Source organism: Rothia mucilaginosa, assembly GCF_001061665.1.
Classification (GTDB): domain Bacteria; phylum Actinomycetota; class Actinomycetes; order Actinomycetales; family Micrococcaceae; genus Rothia; species Rothia mucilaginosa_A.
This window is the reverse complement of record NZ_JVSP01000007.1, coordinates 145866-164601: the sequence shown is the minus strand read 5'-3', so window position 1 is coordinate 164601 and position 18736 is coordinate 145866. Positions and strand designations below refer to the sequence as shown.

Annotated in this window: 13 protein-coding genes; 8 read left to right on the top strand and 5 right to left on the bottom strand. The window is 60.7% G+C overall.

Going from position 1 to position 18736, the window contains the following annotated elements:
- Positions 1 to 136: 136 nt before the first annotated feature.
- Both hpf and secA read left to right on the top strand, forming a co-directional pair.
- On the top strand, positions 137 to 772 hold the full coding sequence (gene hpf / locus ADJ95_RS05485) for a ribosome hibernation-promoting factor, HPF/YfiA family (protein ID WP_049333383.1): 636 nt from the start codon (positions 137 to 139) through the stop codon (positions 770 to 772).
- A gap of 341 nt (positions 773 to 1113) precedes the next feature.
- Positions 1114 to 3741: a preprotein translocase subunit SecA gene (gene secA, locus ADJ95_RS05480; protein ID WP_049333342.1), complete on the top strand. Its 2628-nt coding sequence runs from the start codon at positions 1114 to 1116 to the stop codon at positions 3739 to 3741.
- A 129-nt stretch (positions 3742 to 3870) separates the two neighbouring features.
- Here the strand turns inward: secA and ADJ95_RS05475 are convergent, their stop codons facing one another.
- Both ADJ95_RS05475 and ADJ95_RS05470 read right to left on the bottom strand, forming a co-directional pair.
- Positions 3871 to 4494 carry an Rv3235 family protein gene (locus ADJ95_RS05475; protein ID WP_053088812.1) on the bottom strand — a complete coding sequence of 208 codons (624 nt, stop codon included), beginning with the start codon at positions 4492 to 4494 and terminating at the stop codon, positions 3871 to 3873.
- Positions 4495 to 4535: 41 nt separating this feature from the next.
- Positions 4536 to 5411 (bottom strand): LysM peptidoglycan-binding domain-containing protein, encoded by an 876-nt coding sequence (locus ADJ95_RS05470; RefSeq protein WP_053088811.1) that lies wholly within the window; start codon positions 5409 to 5411, stop codon positions 4536 to 4538.
- A gap of 208 nt (positions 5412 to 5619) precedes the next feature.
- Between ADJ95_RS05470 and ADJ95_RS05465 the strand changes: the two genes are divergently transcribed.
- Entirely contained in the window at positions 5620 to 6219 is a 600-nt protein-coding gene (locus ADJ95_RS05465; RefSeq protein WP_049333341.1) for a hypothetical protein, read from the top strand.
- Positions 6220 to 6354: 135 nt separating this feature from the next.
- Here the strand turns inward: ADJ95_RS05465 and ADJ95_RS05460 are convergent, their stop codons facing one another.
- Entirely contained in the window at positions 6355 to 6588 is a 234-nt protein-coding gene (locus ADJ95_RS05460; RefSeq protein ID WP_049333339.1) for a helix-turn-helix domain-containing protein, read from the bottom strand.
- Between the two features lie 360 nt (positions 6589 to 6948).
- Between ADJ95_RS05460 and ADJ95_RS05455 the strand changes: the two genes are divergently transcribed.
- From ADJ95_RS05455 to ADJ95_RS05445, 3 genes are all read left to right on the top strand, one after another.
- Entirely contained in the window at positions 6949 to 7650 is a 702-nt protein-coding gene (locus ADJ95_RS05455; protein ID WP_049333337.1) for an SAF domain-containing protein, read from the top strand.
- Entirely contained in the window at positions 7647 to 9293 is a 1647-nt protein-coding gene (locus ADJ95_RS05450) for an AAA family ATPase (RefSeq protein ID WP_049333335.1), read from the top strand. Before ADJ95_RS05455 ends, ADJ95_RS05450 begins: the two co-directional genes overlap by 4 nt.
- 378 nt (positions 9294 to 9671) lie before the next feature.
- The gene (locus ADJ95_RS05445) at positions 9672 to 11246 is read left to right on the top strand and encodes a sensor histidine kinase (RefSeq protein WP_049333333.1); all 1575 of its coding nucleotides are present in this window, start codon (positions 9672 to 9674) and stop codon (positions 11244 to 11246) included.
- 145 nt (positions 11247 to 11391) lie between these two features.
- On the opposite strand, the gene ADJ95_RS05440 is transcribed toward ADJ95_RS05445, so the two are convergent.
- A complete protein-coding gene (locus ADJ95_RS05440) occupies positions 11392 to 11640 on the bottom strand; it encodes a WhiB family transcriptional regulator (protein ID WP_004005030.1) in 249 nt (82 codons plus the stop codon).
- A 496-nt stretch (positions 11641 to 12136) separates the two neighbouring features.
- On the opposite strand from ADJ95_RS05440, the gene ADJ95_RS05435 reads away from it, so the two are divergent.
- Positions 12137 to 12580: a hypothetical protein gene (locus ADJ95_RS05435; RefSeq protein WP_049333329.1), complete on the top strand. Its 444-nt coding sequence runs from the start codon at positions 12137 to 12139 to the stop codon at positions 12578 to 12580.
- An 18-nt stretch (positions 12581 to 12598) separates the two neighbouring features.
- On the opposite strand, the gene ADJ95_RS05430 is transcribed toward ADJ95_RS05435, so the two are convergent.
- A complete protein-coding gene (locus ADJ95_RS05430; protein ID WP_239662796.1) occupies positions 12599 to 16924 on the bottom strand; it encodes an FtsK/SpoIIIE domain-containing protein in 4326 nt (1441 codons plus the stop codon).
- Positions 16925 to 17548: 624 nt separating this feature from the next.
- Between ADJ95_RS05430 and glf the strand changes: the two genes are divergently transcribed.
- On the top strand, positions 17549 to 18736 hold the full coding sequence (glf, locus tag ADJ95_RS05425) for a UDP-galactopyranose mutase (protein ID WP_049333325.1): 1188 nt from the start codon (positions 17549 to 17551) through the stop codon (positions 18734 to 18736).

The window sequence follows — 18736 nt, the reverse complement described above, 5'->3', positions numbered from 1 at the left end:
GCGAATATTTGTCACATATAGTGATGTATGGCATCCATTCGTATTAGAATATAGGCAAGGGAACGGCATCGAGGTCGAACCCCCGTACCGGGTCCAGCCGGACGCGGTATAAACCCCCAACCTGGAGGGAATGATCGTGGAAGTCAACATCTACGGCCGCAATATCAAGGTCACCGAACGCCTGGAAGAATACGTGAACGAGAAGGTTCAGAAGTTCGCCCAGCTCGGTGATAACGTGAAGGACATCGACGTCAAGTTCAGCAAGGACGGTCACCTCGGTGGCGAGTCCATCCGCGTTGAGATTACCGTGGTCGGTACCGGCCCGGTCCTTCGTTCTGAGGCTCAGGGCAACGATAAGTTCGCGGTCTTCGATGAAACCTACGGCAAGCTCCTGGAGCGTCTGCGCCGTGCACGTGACCGCCGCAAGCTGGCTAAGCGCGGTGGCAAGCACCCGGTATCTGTGGCTGACGCTACCGGCTCGATTCCCGTTGTGAGCGAGGCGATTACCGAGATTCTGCTGCCGGATATTCCGGTGGAAGAAGCCGCCTTCGACAACAGCGAGGTCACCCTGGCCGACGAAGCCGCATCTCCCATCGAGATTCGTCACAAGAGCTTCAAGGGCGAGCGCCTGACCGCTGCAGAGGCAGTTGACCGCATGGAGCTGGTGGGCCACGATTTCTACCTGTACATTGACAGCGAGACCGGTGCCCCGGCTGCGGCATACCGCCGTAAGGGCTGGAGCTACGGCATCATCACCCTGACCGACGAATAACGGACGGGCAGGGAGTAACGGTTCATACCCGTTGAGAAATCTTCTGTGAGGTGCTGGTGTAAGCCGCAACCTCTCACCCCGGGAAGGCCCGGGTCCCGAAGGACGCAAGGTAATACGCATTATTGCCGGGTTGTCCGCTACGGGGCCCGGGCTTTCGCGTGCCCCGCGCACGGGGACGATGCCGCCAGGCTGATGGCTCACGGTCCGAGCGCAGAGCGTAAAAAAGAGCTCGGACGGGCGAATTAGGCGGCTCTGCCATACAATATGTAGGAAGGCCTCACCGCGCGCACTCTCGCGCGCCCTTGGTGAGGGCACCGAGACAATCAAGGAGTAGAAGCTCAGTGGCATCTTTCTTGGAGAAAATCCTCCGAACCGGCGATAAGAGGGTTCTGCGACAGCTCGAGGCGTACACGAAGGCGGTGAACTCGCTCGAGGACAGCTTCGCATCCATGACCGATGAGGAGCTGCGAGCGGAAACCGATAAGTTCCGTGAGCGCGTCAAGGACGGCGAGTCCCTCGACATCCTGCTGCCGGAGGCCTTCGCGGTGGTTCGCGAAGCATCCAAGCGTACCCTGGGCAAGCGTCACTACGACGTCCAGATTATGGGCGGCGCAGCGCTGCACCTGGGTAACATTGCCGAAATGAAGACCGGTGAGGGCAAGACCCTCGTCGCGACCCTGCCCGCATACCTGAACGCTCTGAGCGGCAAGGGCGTGCACATCGTGACCGTGAACGACTACCTGGCCGAGTACCAGGCGAACCTCATGGGCCGCGTGTTCCGTTTCCTGGGTATGGAATGCGGCGTGATTCTCTCCTCGATGGAGCCCGACGAGCGCCGCAAGCAGTATGCCGCGGACATCACCTACGGTACGAACAACGAGTTTGGCTTCGACTACCTGCGCGACAACATGGCCTGGACCGTGGAGGAGCAGGTTCAGCGCGGCCACAACTTCGCCATTATCGATGAGGTGGACTCCATCCTGATTGATGAGGCGCGTACCCCTCTGATTATTTCCGGCCCCGCCGCTGGCGAGGCAAACCGCTGGTATGCAGAGTTCGCGCGCATCGCCGCAACGATGCTCAAGCGCGATGAAGACTACGAGGTGGACGAGAAGAAGCGCACCGTCGGTATCCTCGAGCCCGGTATCGATAAGGTGGAAGACCACCTGGGTGTGAAGAACCTCTACGAATCCAAGAACACTCCGCTGATTGGCTTCCTGAACAACGCCATTAAGGCGAAGGAGCTGTTCACCAACAACAAGGACTACGTGGTCATCGACGGCGAGGTTCTGATCGTGGACGAGCACACCGGCCGTATTCTGCCGGGCCGCCGTTACAACGACGGCATCCACCAGGCGATTGAGGCGAAGGAAGGCGTCGAGATCAAGCCTGAGAACCAGACCATGGCGACCGTGACCCTGCAGAACTACTTCCGCATGTACGACAAGCTTTCGGGCATGACGGGTACCGCAGAGACCGAAGCCGCCGAGTTCATGAACACCTACAACCTGGGTGTCGTGCCGATTCCCACCAACAAGGGCGTGCAGCGCGTCGATAACCCCGATAAGGTGTACCGCGACGAGATTGCCAAGTTCAAGGCCGTCGTCAAGGACATTAAGGAACGCCACGAGAAGGGCCAGCCGATTCTGGTCGGTACCGCCAGCGTGGAGAACTCCGAGTACCTGTCCCGCCAGTTGGCGAAGGCCGGCGTGCGTCACGAGGTGCTGAACGCGAAGAACAACGAGCGTGAGGCCGCGATTGTGGCTCAGGCGGGTCGTAAGGGCGCCGTTACCGTGGCGACTAACATGGCCGGTCGCGGTACCGACATCATGCTCGGCGGCAACCCCGAGTTCGAGGCCGTCGAGAAGATGCGTCAGCTGGGCCTGGACCCGAACACCAACTCCGAGGCGTATGAGGCCCGCTGGCCCGAAGTTCTCAAGGAGTGCGAGGACGCCGCAGAAGCAGAGCACGAGGAGGTCACCGAGCTCGGTGGTCTGTACGTGCTTGGTACCGAGCGCCACGAGTCCCGCCGTATCGACAACCAGCTGCGCGGTCGTTCCGGTCGTCAGGGCGATCCGGGCGAGTCCCGCTTCTACCTGTCGCTGACCGATGAGCTCATGCGTCTGTTCAACACCGGCATGGCGACCCGCCTCATGGCCGCTGCCCCCGAGGACTCCGCACTGGACTCCAAGATTGTCAGCCGTGCCATTGCCACCGCGCAGGCCAACGTTGAGGGCCGTAACGCCGAGCAACGTAAGAACGTGCTCAAGTATGACGATGTGCTCAACCGCCAGCGCGAGGCCATCTACAAGGATCGTAGCCGTATTCTGCACGGTGACGACCTGAAGGAACAGATTTCCGGTTTCGTGGACGAGGTGCTGACCTCCATCATCGACGCACGCGTCTCCGAGGGGCACGCCGAGGACTGGGATTTCGAGGAGCTTTGGAACGCCCTCAAGCAGGTGTACCCCATCTCCATTACCGTGGATGACCTAGCTGAGGACGCAGGCGATCGCACCAAGATTACCCGCGACCAGATCGTGAAGGAAGTCCTTGCGGACGCTCACGTCGTGTACGACGAGCGTGAGGAGAGCGTCGGCGAAGAGAGCATGCGTGAGATTGAACGCCGCGTGATGCTCTCGGTCATCGGTCAGCGCTGGCCCGAGCACCTGTACGAGATGGAGTACCTCAAGGAAGGTATCGGTCTGCGTGCAATGGCCCAGCGTGACCCGCTGGTTGAATACCAGCGTGAGGGCTACGACATGTACCAGTCGATGCTCGACGCTGTTCGCGAGGAGACCGTGACCTACCTGTACAACCTGGACCTGTCCAAGCAGCGCACTCAGGCTTCCGCCGTGCGCCTGGCTGAGCCCTCGCGTCCGAAGTTCCTGCAGTACTCGGCCCCCGACGAGGACGGCCACACTCAGGTGCACGTGGAGCGTTCTCAGAAGAAGTCTCAGAAGAAGTAGTCGCGGTATAAACCCCGAAACGAACGGAGAGGGTGCGAATCCATCACTGGGTTCGCACCCTCTCCGCGTGTTTATATGTTTAGGGCAGGCTGAGATCGTGGGGTTCGTTCTTCCTCGGGGCAGAGCCCGCTAATTTGCGCCCGGCCGATTCTGCGGCTGCTCGATGGAAGTAACAAGCCAGGTACCGTGCAGTTCCCGAACCTGCAGGGTAACCACCCTGATACCCTGACCGCATCGGAACAGAGCAACCGCCTCGTAGAGCTTGGGGTTGACCCGCTGTGCGCGGACCCGAAGGAGCGCCGGAGGCATCGAGAGGGCCTGCCCGGCGGGAACCTGACGAGGATTCTTGGGAAAACGCGGTAGCAGGCGGTGAAAGCAATCCGCCGAAACCCACTGAGCGAGCTGCTGGCGCGAGCGTCGGGCAGCCATGATTTCGAGATAGGCGATGGCCACGCCCGCGCAACGCCCCTCAATTTGGCGGGAGATGGCGTCCACGGGGCGAAGCGGGCGACCAGCCCGAGGAGGTGCCGTTCGGTGCGAGGAGCTCTGCTCATAGCGGGGGAGAGGAACAATCGATACTGGGGAATCGAAGCCTCGGGCCTGCACAAGGGCGAGGGTTCCGGGTGCCTGCGCAAGCTTTTGCGAAGGCTCCGGAACGGAACCTGGAGTCGGCGTGCTCACCTTCGGGGGAGGGAACGTGCGGAGCGCCGGAGTGCGGCGGGGGAGCGGAGGAAGAAGAGGCGTGAAGCCCATGACGGGTTCCTTTCTGAAATGATGTAGAGGAAAATAACCGGTTAGCGACGGAAAGTCTGTAGCGGCTGCTCGGGAATCTGGAGTACCTGCCCCTCGTACAGCAGATCGGCGTTCTGCCCCAGCGCCTCGCGGTTGGCGCTGTAGATATCGAGGGTGTAATCGTAAATAACGGAGGCATCGGTGCCTTCGCCCAGCTGTTCGGCGGCGATGGACCAGAGAGTATCTCCGGCGCGTACCGTGTAGGCATAGGTGCCTCGGGCTTCGTGCGAGGGCGCGAAGAATGGGCTGCGATCCTGGAGTGACCCGGTGGATTCGGTAGTGTTTGGGGCGAGGGGAATCTCTGCATTGGTGGTGTTTCCCGCATCGGTCGGTTCCGTCTGGTACGCGACCGATGAACCGTCGGTACTGTACCCGGCTGAGCACGCATCCGGGGCCATCAACGAGGTGGTCGGCGCGGTCGGCGCGGTCGGCGCGGGGGTGTGACTCGCCTCGGCGGCGTGTGCCGGGGCGAAGACCGCCCCAAGCCCGATGGCCGTGCCGCCCAGCGTCAGAACGATGCGACGCATGAAGAGCGGGCGGAAAATGCGCGGCGTTCTCGGCAAACGAGGTTCCAGAGGGTTAGTGACCCTGTGGGCGGTTCGGGCCTCGTGAAGGGCGCAGACGAAGCTGACAATCCACCAGAGGGTGATGAGTACAGCTGATATCCCCGCGCAGAGGAGCACCGCATCGGTGAGCGGGTGGGCTGAAGGGATGCGCGGCAGGTGGACGCAGAGGGCAGCCAGCACAAGCGCCGAGAGTACCGGGGGAGCCGTGAACAGAAAGATGTCTTGGCGGCTGGCCCGCGCCTCGGGACGGAGCGCTTCGGAACGGGGCTCGTCGCTGCGTACACCGTGCGCGTATTGTGATGTTTGGTCCACGATGACCTCCAAAGAGTACGTTTGGTAACCCTGTTTGTACTCTATTTATACCCTATACTCCTATCTAGATGTAGCAAAATGCATTAAAACACATGAAAATTTTAGTTTTTTTGCTTTATTGAGGGATATTGGGGGTAGTTTTTTGTCACATCGTGTCATTAGAGTCTGTTTTGACCCGAGAGTCCCGAGTATCCGGTAGGGTCAAATCATGAGCATGGAAAAATTCCTCCGAGATATAGAATCCCGACTGGCCTCCGAGCGAGCCTGGGAGCTCGAACAAGACGCCCGCCAGGTTGCGCGCGTGCAATACTCCACCATCACCCTCGACGATCGCCTCCTGGCCCAAAAAGGTGGCCCCGTCCGGGTCTGCGCGACAGATATGCAGGTCTACGAGGGGAACCTCGATATGGTGGGGGAGGAATGGATTAACCTTGAATCCCACGGTGAGAGCATCCTCATTCCCCTACGAGGTATGCTCTGGTGGGAGGGCGGTCGAGCGCCCGGCCGTGCAGAAATTCGCCCAGGAAGGTATCGCATGAAGCTGCAGCTCGCCCTGCGATCGTTGGGCGTGGCGCGCGAACCGGTCCGCCTCTCCCTCGAGGGTGGAACCGTCAGCTACGACGGGGTGATCGAGCGAGTAGGGGCAGATTTTTTGGAGCTCCGTCTTCTCAACGGGGGACAGTATCCTCGCATCTACGAGCGGGGATCCTATTCGCGCGGGCCCCGTGAGGTGCGGGCGCCCGGCGCGGGTGTCAGAATTATTCCGCTGGCGCGTATAAGCGCCGTTATTGCACGTATTTCACGGTAGCTTTGCAGTGACTCTGAATGATTCTGAAAGATAAAAATAGTCGTCCGGAGAATAGAACAAGGGCCCGTTCCCTCATGAAAGGGGACGGGCCCTTGCAGACACCTGGCAGAGCGTCTTGGGTAAAACTATGTTGTATTACTCGGCCTTCGCCTTGGCAGTCAGCTTACCGGAAGCAATAGCCTCCAGGGTCTGCTCGTGACGCTCGGTAATGTACTCCTCGAAACGAGAACGTTCGATGCGCCACTGATTGCGGCCGCCAATCTGGATTGCGGGCAACTCGCCGCTACGCACCAGAGCACGCACCTGCGAAAGCGAAACCTGCAGTTCCTCAGCGACATCGCTCAGGGTGAGGAAACGAGGTGCAGACATGAATCTATCCTTTCCATATGTGGAATCTTGGGCCCCAGTGTCACGGAATCGCGACACTACATTGAGAGTTCTCATCGAACATCTATTGAGTACCTTCAGTATATGACACTGAGGTAAAAATTGCTCGCAAAAGCCTTATACTGCCCGAAATATTATCGAATCGTGTCTGAAAATGAGGGTAGGTTTGCGAGCATTTCATAAAATGCGTTCTTGTTGAGTGAATACACTAAATGAAATATCCTGTTAGGGTTAGTCCCTATAGCGCTTATAGGAACATCTAACAACTCACTCGCTCATCGGTTAGTTGAATACAACGGCTCGGCGGCCCGCCGAACTTCCGTACCGAAAGGCACAACCCACATGCGTACACGACAGAACGCGACGAAGCGTTCTACCCTCACCGAACCGCACGCCAAACGCCTCAAAAGGCCCACCATTAAAGACTGGAGATTCATTCTGGGGATTCTCCTGGTCCTCGTCTCTATGACGGGCGTCCAGCTCTACGTGCAGGCGAACAACCACAAAACCGAGTACTATACCGCCAAGACAGAAATCCGCATGGGTGAGAAAATTACCGACGATAAGCTCGCCCGGGTGGAAGCCAATATTGACGCTGCCAGCGATAAGTACTTCACCCGAGCCGATACCGCCCTAATGCAGGGAAAAATTGCAACGCAGCGCATCCCCGCCGGAAACCTCATCAGTAGGGAAGCTATCGGCACCGAAACCCCCTCCGGGCGTCGGCTCGCCACCATCACCATCGATCGAACCGCAGCGGCCACGCTAAAGACGGGGGAACGCGTAGATGTGTGGACCTCCGGGCCCCGTAACCAGGACACCAAACGACAGGAACCCGCCGAGAGCAACCCGTCTGGCGCTCACGCCATCGTGACCAACGCCGAGATTGCCGCCATCACGGTAGACGAGGGCGTGCTGGGCGCGAACGGTAAGGCCACCGTGCAATTGTGGGTGAAGGAAGAAGCCATCGCGGCGCTCGTACAGGAGAGCAATAGCGACTCGAAACTCAGCCTCATTCCCGGAACCTACGGGGAGGGCGAATGAATATCCCGGTCATCCTCTACGGCGATGACGGCACGCTCCTGAACGGTATCGAAACTCAGCACGGTCGTATCTCGGTCGCCCGTACCGTTCAGGACTTCAGCGAGGCTCTCGGCATGGCCCACACCGGCATCGCCAGGGCACTACTCTGCGCTCGCGTTCCCTCAGAGTTGAGCGCATCCACCGTTGACTCTCTCGCCCAATCCGAGGTTCTGCTCGCCGTCATCGCGCCCGAGAACCTGCCGCTACCGGTCGAGGCCCACCGCATCCGCACCGAGGCTGCGCTGGAAGAAATCCTTGGCTCCATCGAACGGGCCGTGGATGCGGCCTTGGCTCGGCCTCGCGGTGCGTACGGTGTGCAGCACACGGCATCCGGCACGCTACCCGGAAACACCCTGACGATGGATCCCTCCGGGTACGGTTACGACGCGGCGGGCCAGAACGCGGTGGGCTACGGCTACGATATCGGGACCGGACACGCCGACTACTCCTTGCCGGGCCTCTCAGCCGGGGCGTACGGTTACGACCCCGCATACGGGGCTCAGTCTCCCGAATTTCCCGCGGATTCCTACGGCCGCAATACCCCCGAGGGGGCCGTGCCTTCCTCATTCGACCCCGTGGCGCAGAACCCCGAGGCGCCGGCAATCCCGGGCGACGAAGAATCCGTGCTGACCCGGGCTGCCGCCATCGTCGATGGGCTCGCACCCGGTAGCGAATACGCCCGCCGATTCGAGGAAGAAAATGGCGACAGCCAGCCCCTGCATCCGGACATCACCCCGACCCCCGAAGCCCCGGCCCGTTACCAGCCCGGGCACCGCATCGGCAAGATTCTGACCGTTTGGGGCACCCACGGCGCACCCGGCCGAAGCACCATCGCGTTCAACCTTGCGGCGCTGGCCGCGCAGAAGGGGCAGAGTGTATGCCTGATCGATGCGGATACCTACGCACCCAGCCTCGACGCGCTCATGGCGTTGGAAGACGCAGGATCGGGCTTGGCCATTATCTGCTCGGACGCTGACCGCGCGCAGCTCGACGAGAAGAAGGCCGGAGCAATCATGGAACGGGTTCCGCTCAAGCAGGGATTCTTCGATTTTCTGAGCGGGATTACTTCATCCTCTCGCTGGCCGGAGGTGCGTGCCCGTGCCTTTAGCGAGGTGCTGGGCTGGCTCAAGCTCCACTACGATATCGTCATCTGCGATGTGGCCGCGCCCATCGAGGTGGACGAGGAACTCACCTTTGACGGACCCGCGCCCCGCCGTAACGCCGCGACCCTCACCGCCCTGGCGGAGTCCGATCGCGTGATTGTCGTGGGGGAGGCTGACGTGGTGGGTCTGCCTCGCCTCATCAACCTGGCCCGCGAGGTGCAGGAGCGGTCGGACCTCATGGCTCCCGGCACGAGCGTGCAGTACTGGCTCAACCGTTCCCGGCGTGAGGCGGCGGGCTTCAACCCAGAGGCAAAGATGCGCGATAACTGGTCCCGCTACCTCTCCGTTCCCCTGGACGGGGTGATTCCATACGAGCGGAAGATCATGGATCGCCTGCGCCGTAACGGGGAGGCCCTCCTGGAGGTCGCGCCTCGACACGCGATGGTGCAGGCATTCGATGCGATGCTGGAGGGAATGTACGCGGTACGGCCCGTAGGCTGAGGCCCCTTCTAATACGGTCTTATTGCTTCTAACATTGGTAGGTTTTGGCCCCAATAGATATACCCGGTGCCTCGCGACCGGTCGGCCCCGTTCGGGCGCACTGGACGCGATGCATCGGGTATATTTTGGTGGGGTACGTAGCGTGAGAACGATTCGCCCTGAGCAATGTAATATTCGGGGAAATTCTGAGACTTAGGAGCGGCTAACTTCTCGCTCTTCTATCCGTTTCTTTAAGCGTGGAGCGCCGCAGCGCTGATTTCAGGCAATCTCTCAGACAAGCTCGTTACACTGACCGAAATATTACCGCCCGAAATGGACTCGGGCGGGCAACCGCATAAAATGGTTGAAGATACCTGAACTTACGGGAAGCACACAAACATGTCTTTTGCAGAAGGAATTCTGAGCGCCTGCGACTTCGGCCCTGGCGATATTGAACGCGTTCACCTCATCATGGGGGAATGGCAGATTATCTCTGATATTGCCCAGAGCGACCTTGTCCTCTGGTTCCCCACCGACTACGTGGTTGCCGACGGCACCTCCCCGGATGCCGTTTCCGGTCCCCGCGAAACCAGTACCTTCGCAGCATTTGCACATGTGCGCCCCTCCAACGTCCGCACCCTCTTCCACCACGACATCATTGACCACGACATGGAAGACGGCATCCGCGACGAGGCCTACCGTGCCTGGACGACCCAGGAGATCAGCACCTATACCGACCCGGCCAGGGGAGAGGGGCTGGGATACCGCCCGGAGGTGAACATCACCTTCGTGCCGATTGTGCGCAATAACCGTACTATTGCCCTGCTCACCAGCCATCGCGTTGCCACTCCTCACACCTATCCCAGCCTGAGCGAAGAGGTCTACGAGTTCGTCACCGACACCATGATGACCATGTTGCACAGCGGCTTGTGGCCCGACCCTCTGGCGCAGGGCAGCCGCACGCAGGGCAATCCCCGCGCGATTGACGGCATTATCGTGCTCGACCCGACCGGTCGCGTGGTCGTTGCTTCCCCCAACGCCAACTCGATGTACACCCGGATGGGCATGACCGGTTACCTTGAGAAGCGTAACCTGGCAGACGTGACCCGTGCGATGCTTTCCTCCGGCGAGGAGGCGGACGAGACCCTGCAGCTGGTCCTGGCCGGCCGTAGCGACCTGCGTACCGAGCTGACCATCGCCCGAGCCCGTGTGACGATGCGCGCCATCCCCCTGCTCAAGCAGAAGGGTGCGCACATCGAGCGCCTGGGCGCCCTGATTCTCTGCCGCGACGTCACCGAGCTGCGCCGTCGCGAGATGGAGCTCATGACCAAGGATGCAACCATCCGCGAGATTCACCACCGCGTGAAGAACAACCTGCAGACGGTGTCCGCTCTGCTGCGCTTGCAGTCCCGTCGCATGACCTCCGATGAGGCGCGTCAGGGCTTGGAACAGGCGATGCGTCGTGTCGCCACGATTGCCACCGTGCACGAGGCTCTCTCGCAGGGTCTGACTCAGAACGTCGACTTTGACGAGCTTATCGAGCGTCAGTTCCACCTGGCCGCCGAGCTTGCCTCCCCCGGCCAGCACGTGACGACCAAGCTGCTGGGATCCTTTGGTGCCCTGCCTAGCCAGTTCGCGACACCCTTGGCGCTGGTGATTAACGAGGTCGTCGCCAACGCCGTGGAGCACGGACTCGACGGAGAAACCGGAACCGTGACGCTCGAGGGTATTCGCGGCACCAATGACGAGGGTGAGGACACCCTGACCGTCATTATTACCGATGACGGCAAGGGCATGGGCGATAAGAAGATCGAGGAGTCCGGTCCGAACGCCTACCGCCCGGTCAGCGGTAAGGAAGGCCTGGGCATGCAGATTGTGCGCACCCTGGTGGCGAGCGAGCTCAACGGCTCAATCCGTTGGGAGGCTAACGAACCGACCGGTACCCGAGTGGTTATTACGGCGCTCCTCATCTAAAGCGAAGAGAAAACCCGGCCGCGGGACCTTGATTTTGGGGTTCCGCGGCCGGGTTTATCGTTGCCTCGGGTATAGCAAAAGCGTGGTGCAGTGACCGATAAGTCACTGCACCACGCTTTTAATGCCCTATTGAATACTCCGGAAGTTAGGATGCACGGCGGGCACGAGCTGCGCGACGCTTCATGGCGCGACGCTCGTCTTCACTGGTGCCACCCCACACGCCGGAGTCCTGGCCGGTCTCGATGGCCCACTTCAGGCAGACGTCAATAACCTCGCAAGAGCGGCAGACGGTCTTAGCCTCTTCAATCTGCAACAGGGCGGGTCCGGTGTTTCCAACGGGGAAGAACAGCTCCGGGTCCTTGTCCAAACAAGCTGCACGACTACGCCAATCCACGGTGGACCTCCTTCTCTATGTGCAGTCCCGCCGAAGCGAGATGCTGTTTATTATTCCTGTGCGCGTGCCAAATAGGCCCACCGTTGGGGTGTGCGCCCCAAGTTAGGGTGAAATTTGACTTATCAACTTTCGCACGTCGGGGCTAATGTGACAAGTGCTTTAAGCTAAAAACTTGAAGTATTACACTGAGGCATCTATCACTAAGGGGAGCCTTTGTCTAATTGTCCGGTTGGAGAATCGCATGGTGACACAATCCCTCGCTGAGTCATCTCACAACCGGGGAGCCGCCCCGCAGGGGAGTGGCGCCTCGGGCATAATATAAAGCGGTACTTCACCCGACGAACCGCACCGATGACGAGGCGGCGAGCCCCTGCACAAATGCAGGCACCCCGCGCGCAAACAAGTGTGCGGGGGAAGTGCCCAGCCGCTAAACTACAAGCGCATCAGGCTGAATACCCCTCGGCCTGCCAACGACACCACCTGTGAGGAGCCCACCGTGACGTCACGCCCGTTCAACGTCCTCTACGCATTCGTTCTGACCGAAACCTTCGCGGCATACATTCTGATTCGCGGTATCCTCTACCCCTTCCTCCTTTCTAATGGAGAGCCCGCCCAGGGCGTGGTCGGCGGCGTACTTCAAGTGCTCATCGCCGCGGGCATGACCTTTTACGCCCTGCGTTTCTACCGCGGACGTTACGGCTCGCGCCTGCCCATGATCCTGATTACCCTCTGCGCCCTGTGGGTCACTGCAAGCACGCTAGTGCAGAGCGTGAGCGCCTACGGCGTAAGCATTAATGGATTCAACCCTCAGACCGTGGCGGGCGTTATCGGCGCGGCGGTAGCCTTCATCTTCGTCCTGATGCCCAGTAGCCGCCGCTACATCGAAGCCGTCACCGAGGAACGCGGTGAGGAAGCCAAGCGTATCGGCCGCCGTCGCTAGGCTATCTCCGGATTGTCTCTACGCAATGGGATGAGCGTCGAGGACCCTCGGTAGCGGAACCTGTATCGCTTCAACGGAGCTGCCGTCCACCGCTACCGCGCGCCCGGCCGGTTGCTCGCCTCGCGTGAAACGATCCGCCGGAAGCGCCGTAACGGTGCAGATATCGGCCTCCGCCAGGGTTGCGGGCGCGAGCAGAATCGCACGCGAGCATCCCATAAGCGCCGAAAGCAGCGGGGAGGAGGCCCGCCTCGGCCAGGGTGTGTAGGTCACGAAGACCGCGCGGAAGGACCCGCGGCGCTCCAGCAGAACGTTCTGCACTCCGGCCGAAAGGTACTGCAAATCATCGACGAGTAGCAGAGTCTGGGCGGGATGCTTCACATCGCTCAGCAGGGAACGTACCATTTCCTCCGTGAACGGCCTGGAACTATTGCCTCCCTCGATGCAGAGCGCCTCCAGATGCGGGTTGAGCTGGCGGACGCTCTCGAGTAGCGTGCTCTTACCCGTCGACCGGGCACCCGGAACGGGAATGATGCTTCCCTGCCCGGCGCTCAGCCACACGGGTAGACGGCGGCGGTTGAAACCCACGAGAAGCTGCTCGCCCCGAGGGTTGCAGGTCTTTTGAGCTACGCGAATATACTCCTCCGCAGGCATGCGGAAATACTCCGGGAACTGGCGTAACAGGGCGCCTGTCTGAGCGGATGTGCTCGCAGATGAGCGGGTATACATCTCAAAGTCTCGGAGGGATAGCGTGCACGGTGCCAACACCGAGGCGGTAAGCGGCTGATCCCCGATAAACCCCTCGTTGATGCTCCCCTCGACACAGTAGTGACCCTGGGACGGGACCGGGTAGTCGCGGCTGGCCGAACGCATCAGGTCGGTATCAAGGAAGCGGCGGCTCAGCAGAGTGGAGTGCGCGACCGTGCCGAAGCGTCCCCTCGGGCTCAGTGCAGAGGTGAACAGCACCGAGTAGCCGCGCCGGTAGCCTTGCGAGAGTACATCGTAGAGTAGATGCTCCGTATCAGGATGGCGGATGAGCGCATCCAACCATCCGTCCAAGCCGTCCACGATGATGAGTGGGCGGTGTCCCTCGCTTTCGGCGTGCAGGCGCTGTTCTCTCAGCTCCTCAAGGCAGAAACGCAGATGCTGGAGTTCTTGCGGCCCCACGAGCACCTCAAGGAACGGAGCATAGGGCTCCAAGTCCCGCTGGAGGGAGCCATCGGAGGTCAGCAGAACCACTGGGACGTTGGCGGATATCGCCTGGGCGAGCAGGCCCAGAAGAAACGGTATACGTTCCGCGCTCTGCGCCAGAAGCCCCAGCGTTTGTCCGCCGTTCCACCTGTACCGGCCACGAACACCGTAGCGGGCAATCTCCAGTTCTCCCAGCAGATACCGGTTCCCTCGCTCCGTCTCCTCGGCCGGAAGTGACAGGGATAGAGATTCGGGAAGCTCCTCGGGGATGGGGCAGTACTCTTCCTGCTTACCCTTGCGGGGCTCGGTGCCGGGAGCACCGTGCAGATATGAGGCGCCGTGAGACCCCGCTACGGCGCGGAAGGTTTCTCTAATAGACCGGGTGAGGCACTCATCCTCTCCGTAGCCTTCTCTCGGCGATTCCTCCGTAACGTTGATGCACCTCCAACCTTCGGGCTCGAGCGAAAAGATCTTCGGAGGAATCGCCTGCACCTCGGAGGGAACTCGGTCCGTGAGAGGAGCGCGGAACGAGAGGGAACGTCCATCCGGCAGACGAACGTACCCGGCCCCGGGCTGAGCAGCCGAGATATAGGCGGCCGCTTCGTGCTCCAACAGGTTGTAGGAATCTTGTGCGCTGGCCACGCGCAGGCAGATACTCGTGGCGATATTGGCGCGGATATCCTGTGAAATCGTGCCCTGGGGACGCTGCGTAGCAAGAATCAGGTGCAGCCCCAGGGAGCGGCCAATCGTTGCGATGCGCATGAGCTCCGTCATCGCATCGGGCATGGAATCAATCAGCATGCGGAACTCATCAACGACAATGAGCAGCTCGGGGTAACGGGGGAGTACACCTTGCGCCCGGCAACCCGCCAAATAGTCGCGGTAAGAATTGACCCCGGCAGCCTGTAGATTGGTTTCCCTTCGACGGACGTCTGCCCTCAAGAACTCTAGGGCGCGCTCAACCGCGGAAACATCGAAATTGCTCAAGATGCTCAGAGTATGGGGCAGCTCGGCGAGGGGGCCCAGGCCCGCGGAACCCTTAAAATCCACCAGAATCAACCCGAGACGCTCGGGCGGGTAGGCCAGGGCGGCGCTCAGCACCAGGGAACGTAGCAGCTGGGATTTGCCGGCACCGGTGGTGCCGCCAAGCAGCCAGTGGGGCCCGTGTTCCGAAAGGCCGAGCGAAAACGAGCCCGCCTGCGAAACTCCCAGGTAGCAGCGGATGTCTTCGGCGTAAAGCCCCTTCGACCACCGTTCCTTGAGTCCCTCGGCGGAGAGGTCAATCCCGCCTTCGCCCCTGCCATTTTTCGCCTCCGATAGGGAGGAGAACCGATGCGCGAATTGGTGCACCTGCGCGTCGCTGATCTTGCCCGTCCTCGGCCCCTCCTCAACTAGATAGAGGTGGTCTAGAGCTTGGATAAATGCCTCGACGCTCAGCCCATCGGCGTGCAGGCATAGGTCATCGAGGAGGAGGGGGTGCACCTGTACTACTCCTTCGCTGGGCTGCTCCGGAGGCTTCGAGTAGTGCCGTGCCGCATAGCGGATGGAATGACGGTGGCTACCCTCGCTGACGCACTCGAGCCACCCCGCGGCGAAGAGAGACTCGCAGACGGTACGACCGGATGACGATCGCGTACCATCCTTCGGATCGGCGACGATGCACAGAGCTACCGATGCACCCCTCGGCTCTTTGGGAGCCCGCGAGCCATTCCGTGTTGCGGCTTCGACGGCCGCCGTCTCAGCCTGGAGCGTGCGCACGAGCGGAGCGTAAATATCGCACGCGTCCTCCGACATAATCAACAGGGGAGGGGTCTGCGCGGAAAGTTCGTCGTGCAGGGCATCGTGAAGAGCCTGCCTTTCCTCGGGGGCGGTCTCGGAGCGCTGAGAGTACACGCTAACCCGGGGCACCACGGCGAGAGTTTGCAGGAGCGCGTTGATTCGCTCCTGTTCGGCGCTCGCAGGAGGGCCGAGCAGGATTGAGATACTTCCCGGATAACCGGCGACCAGCTGAACGAGATAGGCGCGCAGGTGCCCCTCGTCGAGCGAAAGAAGGTGCCCGAGCGCACCGGCGGGCAAGGGAACGTAGTGGGGTGCCCTCTGGAGCCTGGGTAGTGAGGCGAGCGTAAGGTTACGTCCACGCAGGTAGGGCAGCCGAGGGCCGCATCCGAGCACGATGCCGGGGTGAGCGGGGAACGCGAGAGGGGCGGGGGAGGTTGCGGCGAACGCCAGATCCGCGGCGGTGGGTAGATTCAAGGCCCGTTGCTCCTCTCGTTCGGCCGCCGTGCGGGTCATTGCGCGGCCCGCACGGTTTTCGGCTCGGCTTCCAAAGAAGTGCAGGAGCATGAGCAGGGAAGAGGCCGCCGACATGAGAAGCAGAAACCACAGCCCGGTCAGCAGCGCAATGGCCAGACCCACGAGAATCGGCAGGCAAACGCTGAGTAGAATCTGCTTGAGCTTTCGAGGCTGGGCCGGGTTGACCGTGACGGGTTCAAACGGATTGCCGTCGGGGGAGTCCACTAGGGAACCCTGAAGCTTGTCGGCACCGCCCTTGGAAACGGAAGACGCCGCACGGTTGGAAGGAATCGGGCCTGAAACGCCGGGGTCTCGAAGAACGCAAAGGGACGATCCCAGAAGGAAGGGCTCGTCCCAGACAACCGGCCGTGCCCCATCGTCCCGAGTTCTCCGGATTTTACGCGCGGGAGTATTCACCAGGCGCCACAGCACACCCGAGCTATCGGCGTGGAAGGTTCCGTGAACCCCTCGTAGGAAGGGGTCTCGCAGATGCACGTGCCCGGCTTTTCCTCGTCGTCCGCGCGGGGACCTGCCCAGCGTGGTGTCCCCGCGGAGAATCGGGAAGGACTTGCCGGCGTCCGGGCCGCGCAGAACGCAGAGAAGGCTGATGGCCCGCCCGCTGTTGCCCGCACCGGTGGTATTTTCCTCTTCTCTGGAGCGTTCGCCCCGTGTAGGCAGGCTCAGATGCTTCTTACCGCTTGCGATTTGTTCTTGTAGAGCGGCGGCCAAATCGTGCTCCAGGCGTTTTTCTGCCCGGGCCAGCGTCATGCTTTCGGCCCTACCCGGTTCACCTTCGACCCGCACGACGCGAGGGTAGGGGCGTTCTGCGGAGGTTTTGGCGCGGTCAAGAAAATAGAGAGTCATGCCTATAGGTAAACCCATAGTGAACTAATGCTCAATATATGCCATTTAAGATGACATAAATATTCGAATAATGCGTTTTTGTTATCTAAATATCTTAAATTCTGTGGATACTGCATATTTGCTCGAAAGGCTACCCGGGGTGATTTTCGCGATCGACCCCGGTGCGCGGCTTGTGCGCATACGGTCGGCTTGTGCGCATACGGTCGGTGGGCGCGCGCCGTTCCATGAATGGTCTCTTCTGGGTAGTGGACCCGCCCGCCCCTCAAGTGAATATTTACGCGTAAATAATTTCCCGCCCTGTTTCGCGCAGCTTCCGAAGTTCTTATTCTGAACGGCAAATAAAGATCTTCAGATGCGTGCTAATCCCGTTCATGTCAATCCGGAACCCAACGACCAATAGCGCAAAAACTAGTTCCCAAAAGTACCGAAAATCATGTCATAAGTATGCGGACCAGTTGATAAGCGGGTATCTTAGAGTATGACTATATCCATCGTGGGAGGGGCAAGGTGTGCCCCGCCCACGCGGATCGTGCCCTCCCCGAACCAGCGGGGAAATGCCCGGTCTGGAAGGCGAAAACCAGCCCCGATAGGGGCCGGGGCGCCGTGATAATACAGGAGAAAACATTGACTGCTGACCTCGTAGTTGTCGGATCGGGCCTCTTCGGCCTGACCATCGCAGAACAGGCCGCCACCGAGCTGGGCCTGAAAGTCGCTCTGCTGGACCGTCGCTCCCACATTGGCGGTAACGCATACAGCGAGAAGGAGAAGCAGACCGGCATTGAGGTGCACCGCTACGGCGCTCACCTGTTCCACACCTCCAACGAGCGCGTGTGGGAGTATGTGAACCGCTTCACCGACTTCACGAACTATGTGCACCGCGTGTACACCCGCCACAACGGCATCGTGTATCCCATGCCGATTAACCTCGGTACCATCAACCAGTTCTTCAACGCCGCCTACTCGCCGGCAGAGGCAAAGGCGCTGATTGCTGAGCAGGCTGGCGAGCTGGCTGGTACCGACCCGCAGAACCTCAACGACAAGGGCATCTCCCTGATTGGTCGCCCCCTGTACGAGGCCTTCATCAAGCACTACACCGCAAAGCAGTGGCAGACCCCGCCGGAGGAGCTGCCCGCATCCATCATTTCCCGTCTGCCGGTGCGTTACACCTACGACAACCGCTACTTCAACGATAAGTACGAGGGCCTGCCGGTCGACGGCTACGCCGCTTGGCTGGAGCGCATGGCCGCACACCCGAACATCGAGGTTCACCTGAACACCGATTTCTTCGAGCCCGGCCACGAGTACTCCCGCGAGAACGTGCTCGGCCAGATTCCCGTGGTTTACACCGGCCCGGTGGACCGCTACTTCGACTACGCCGAGGGCGATCTGTCCTGGCGCACCATCGACCTGGAAGAAGAAGTTCTGCCGATTGAGGACTTCCAGGGCTGCTCCGTGATGAACTACCCCGATGCTGACGTCCCCTTCACTCGTATCCACGAATTCCGTCACTTCCACCCGGAGCGTGACTACACCAAGGACGCAACCGTCATTATGCGTGAGTTCTCCCGCTTCGCTAACAAGGGTGACGAGCCCTACTACCCGGTGAACACTGCCGTGGATCGCGAGAAGCTGCTGGCTTACCGCGACCTGGCTAAGGGTGAGGATAACGTGCTGTTCGGCGGCCGCCTGGGTACCTACAAGTACCTGGACATGCACATGGCCATCGCCTCGGCACTGTCGATGTTTGACAACAAGATCCGCCCGCACTTCACCGACGGTGCCAAGATCGAATCCGGTGGTGTGGACGCATAG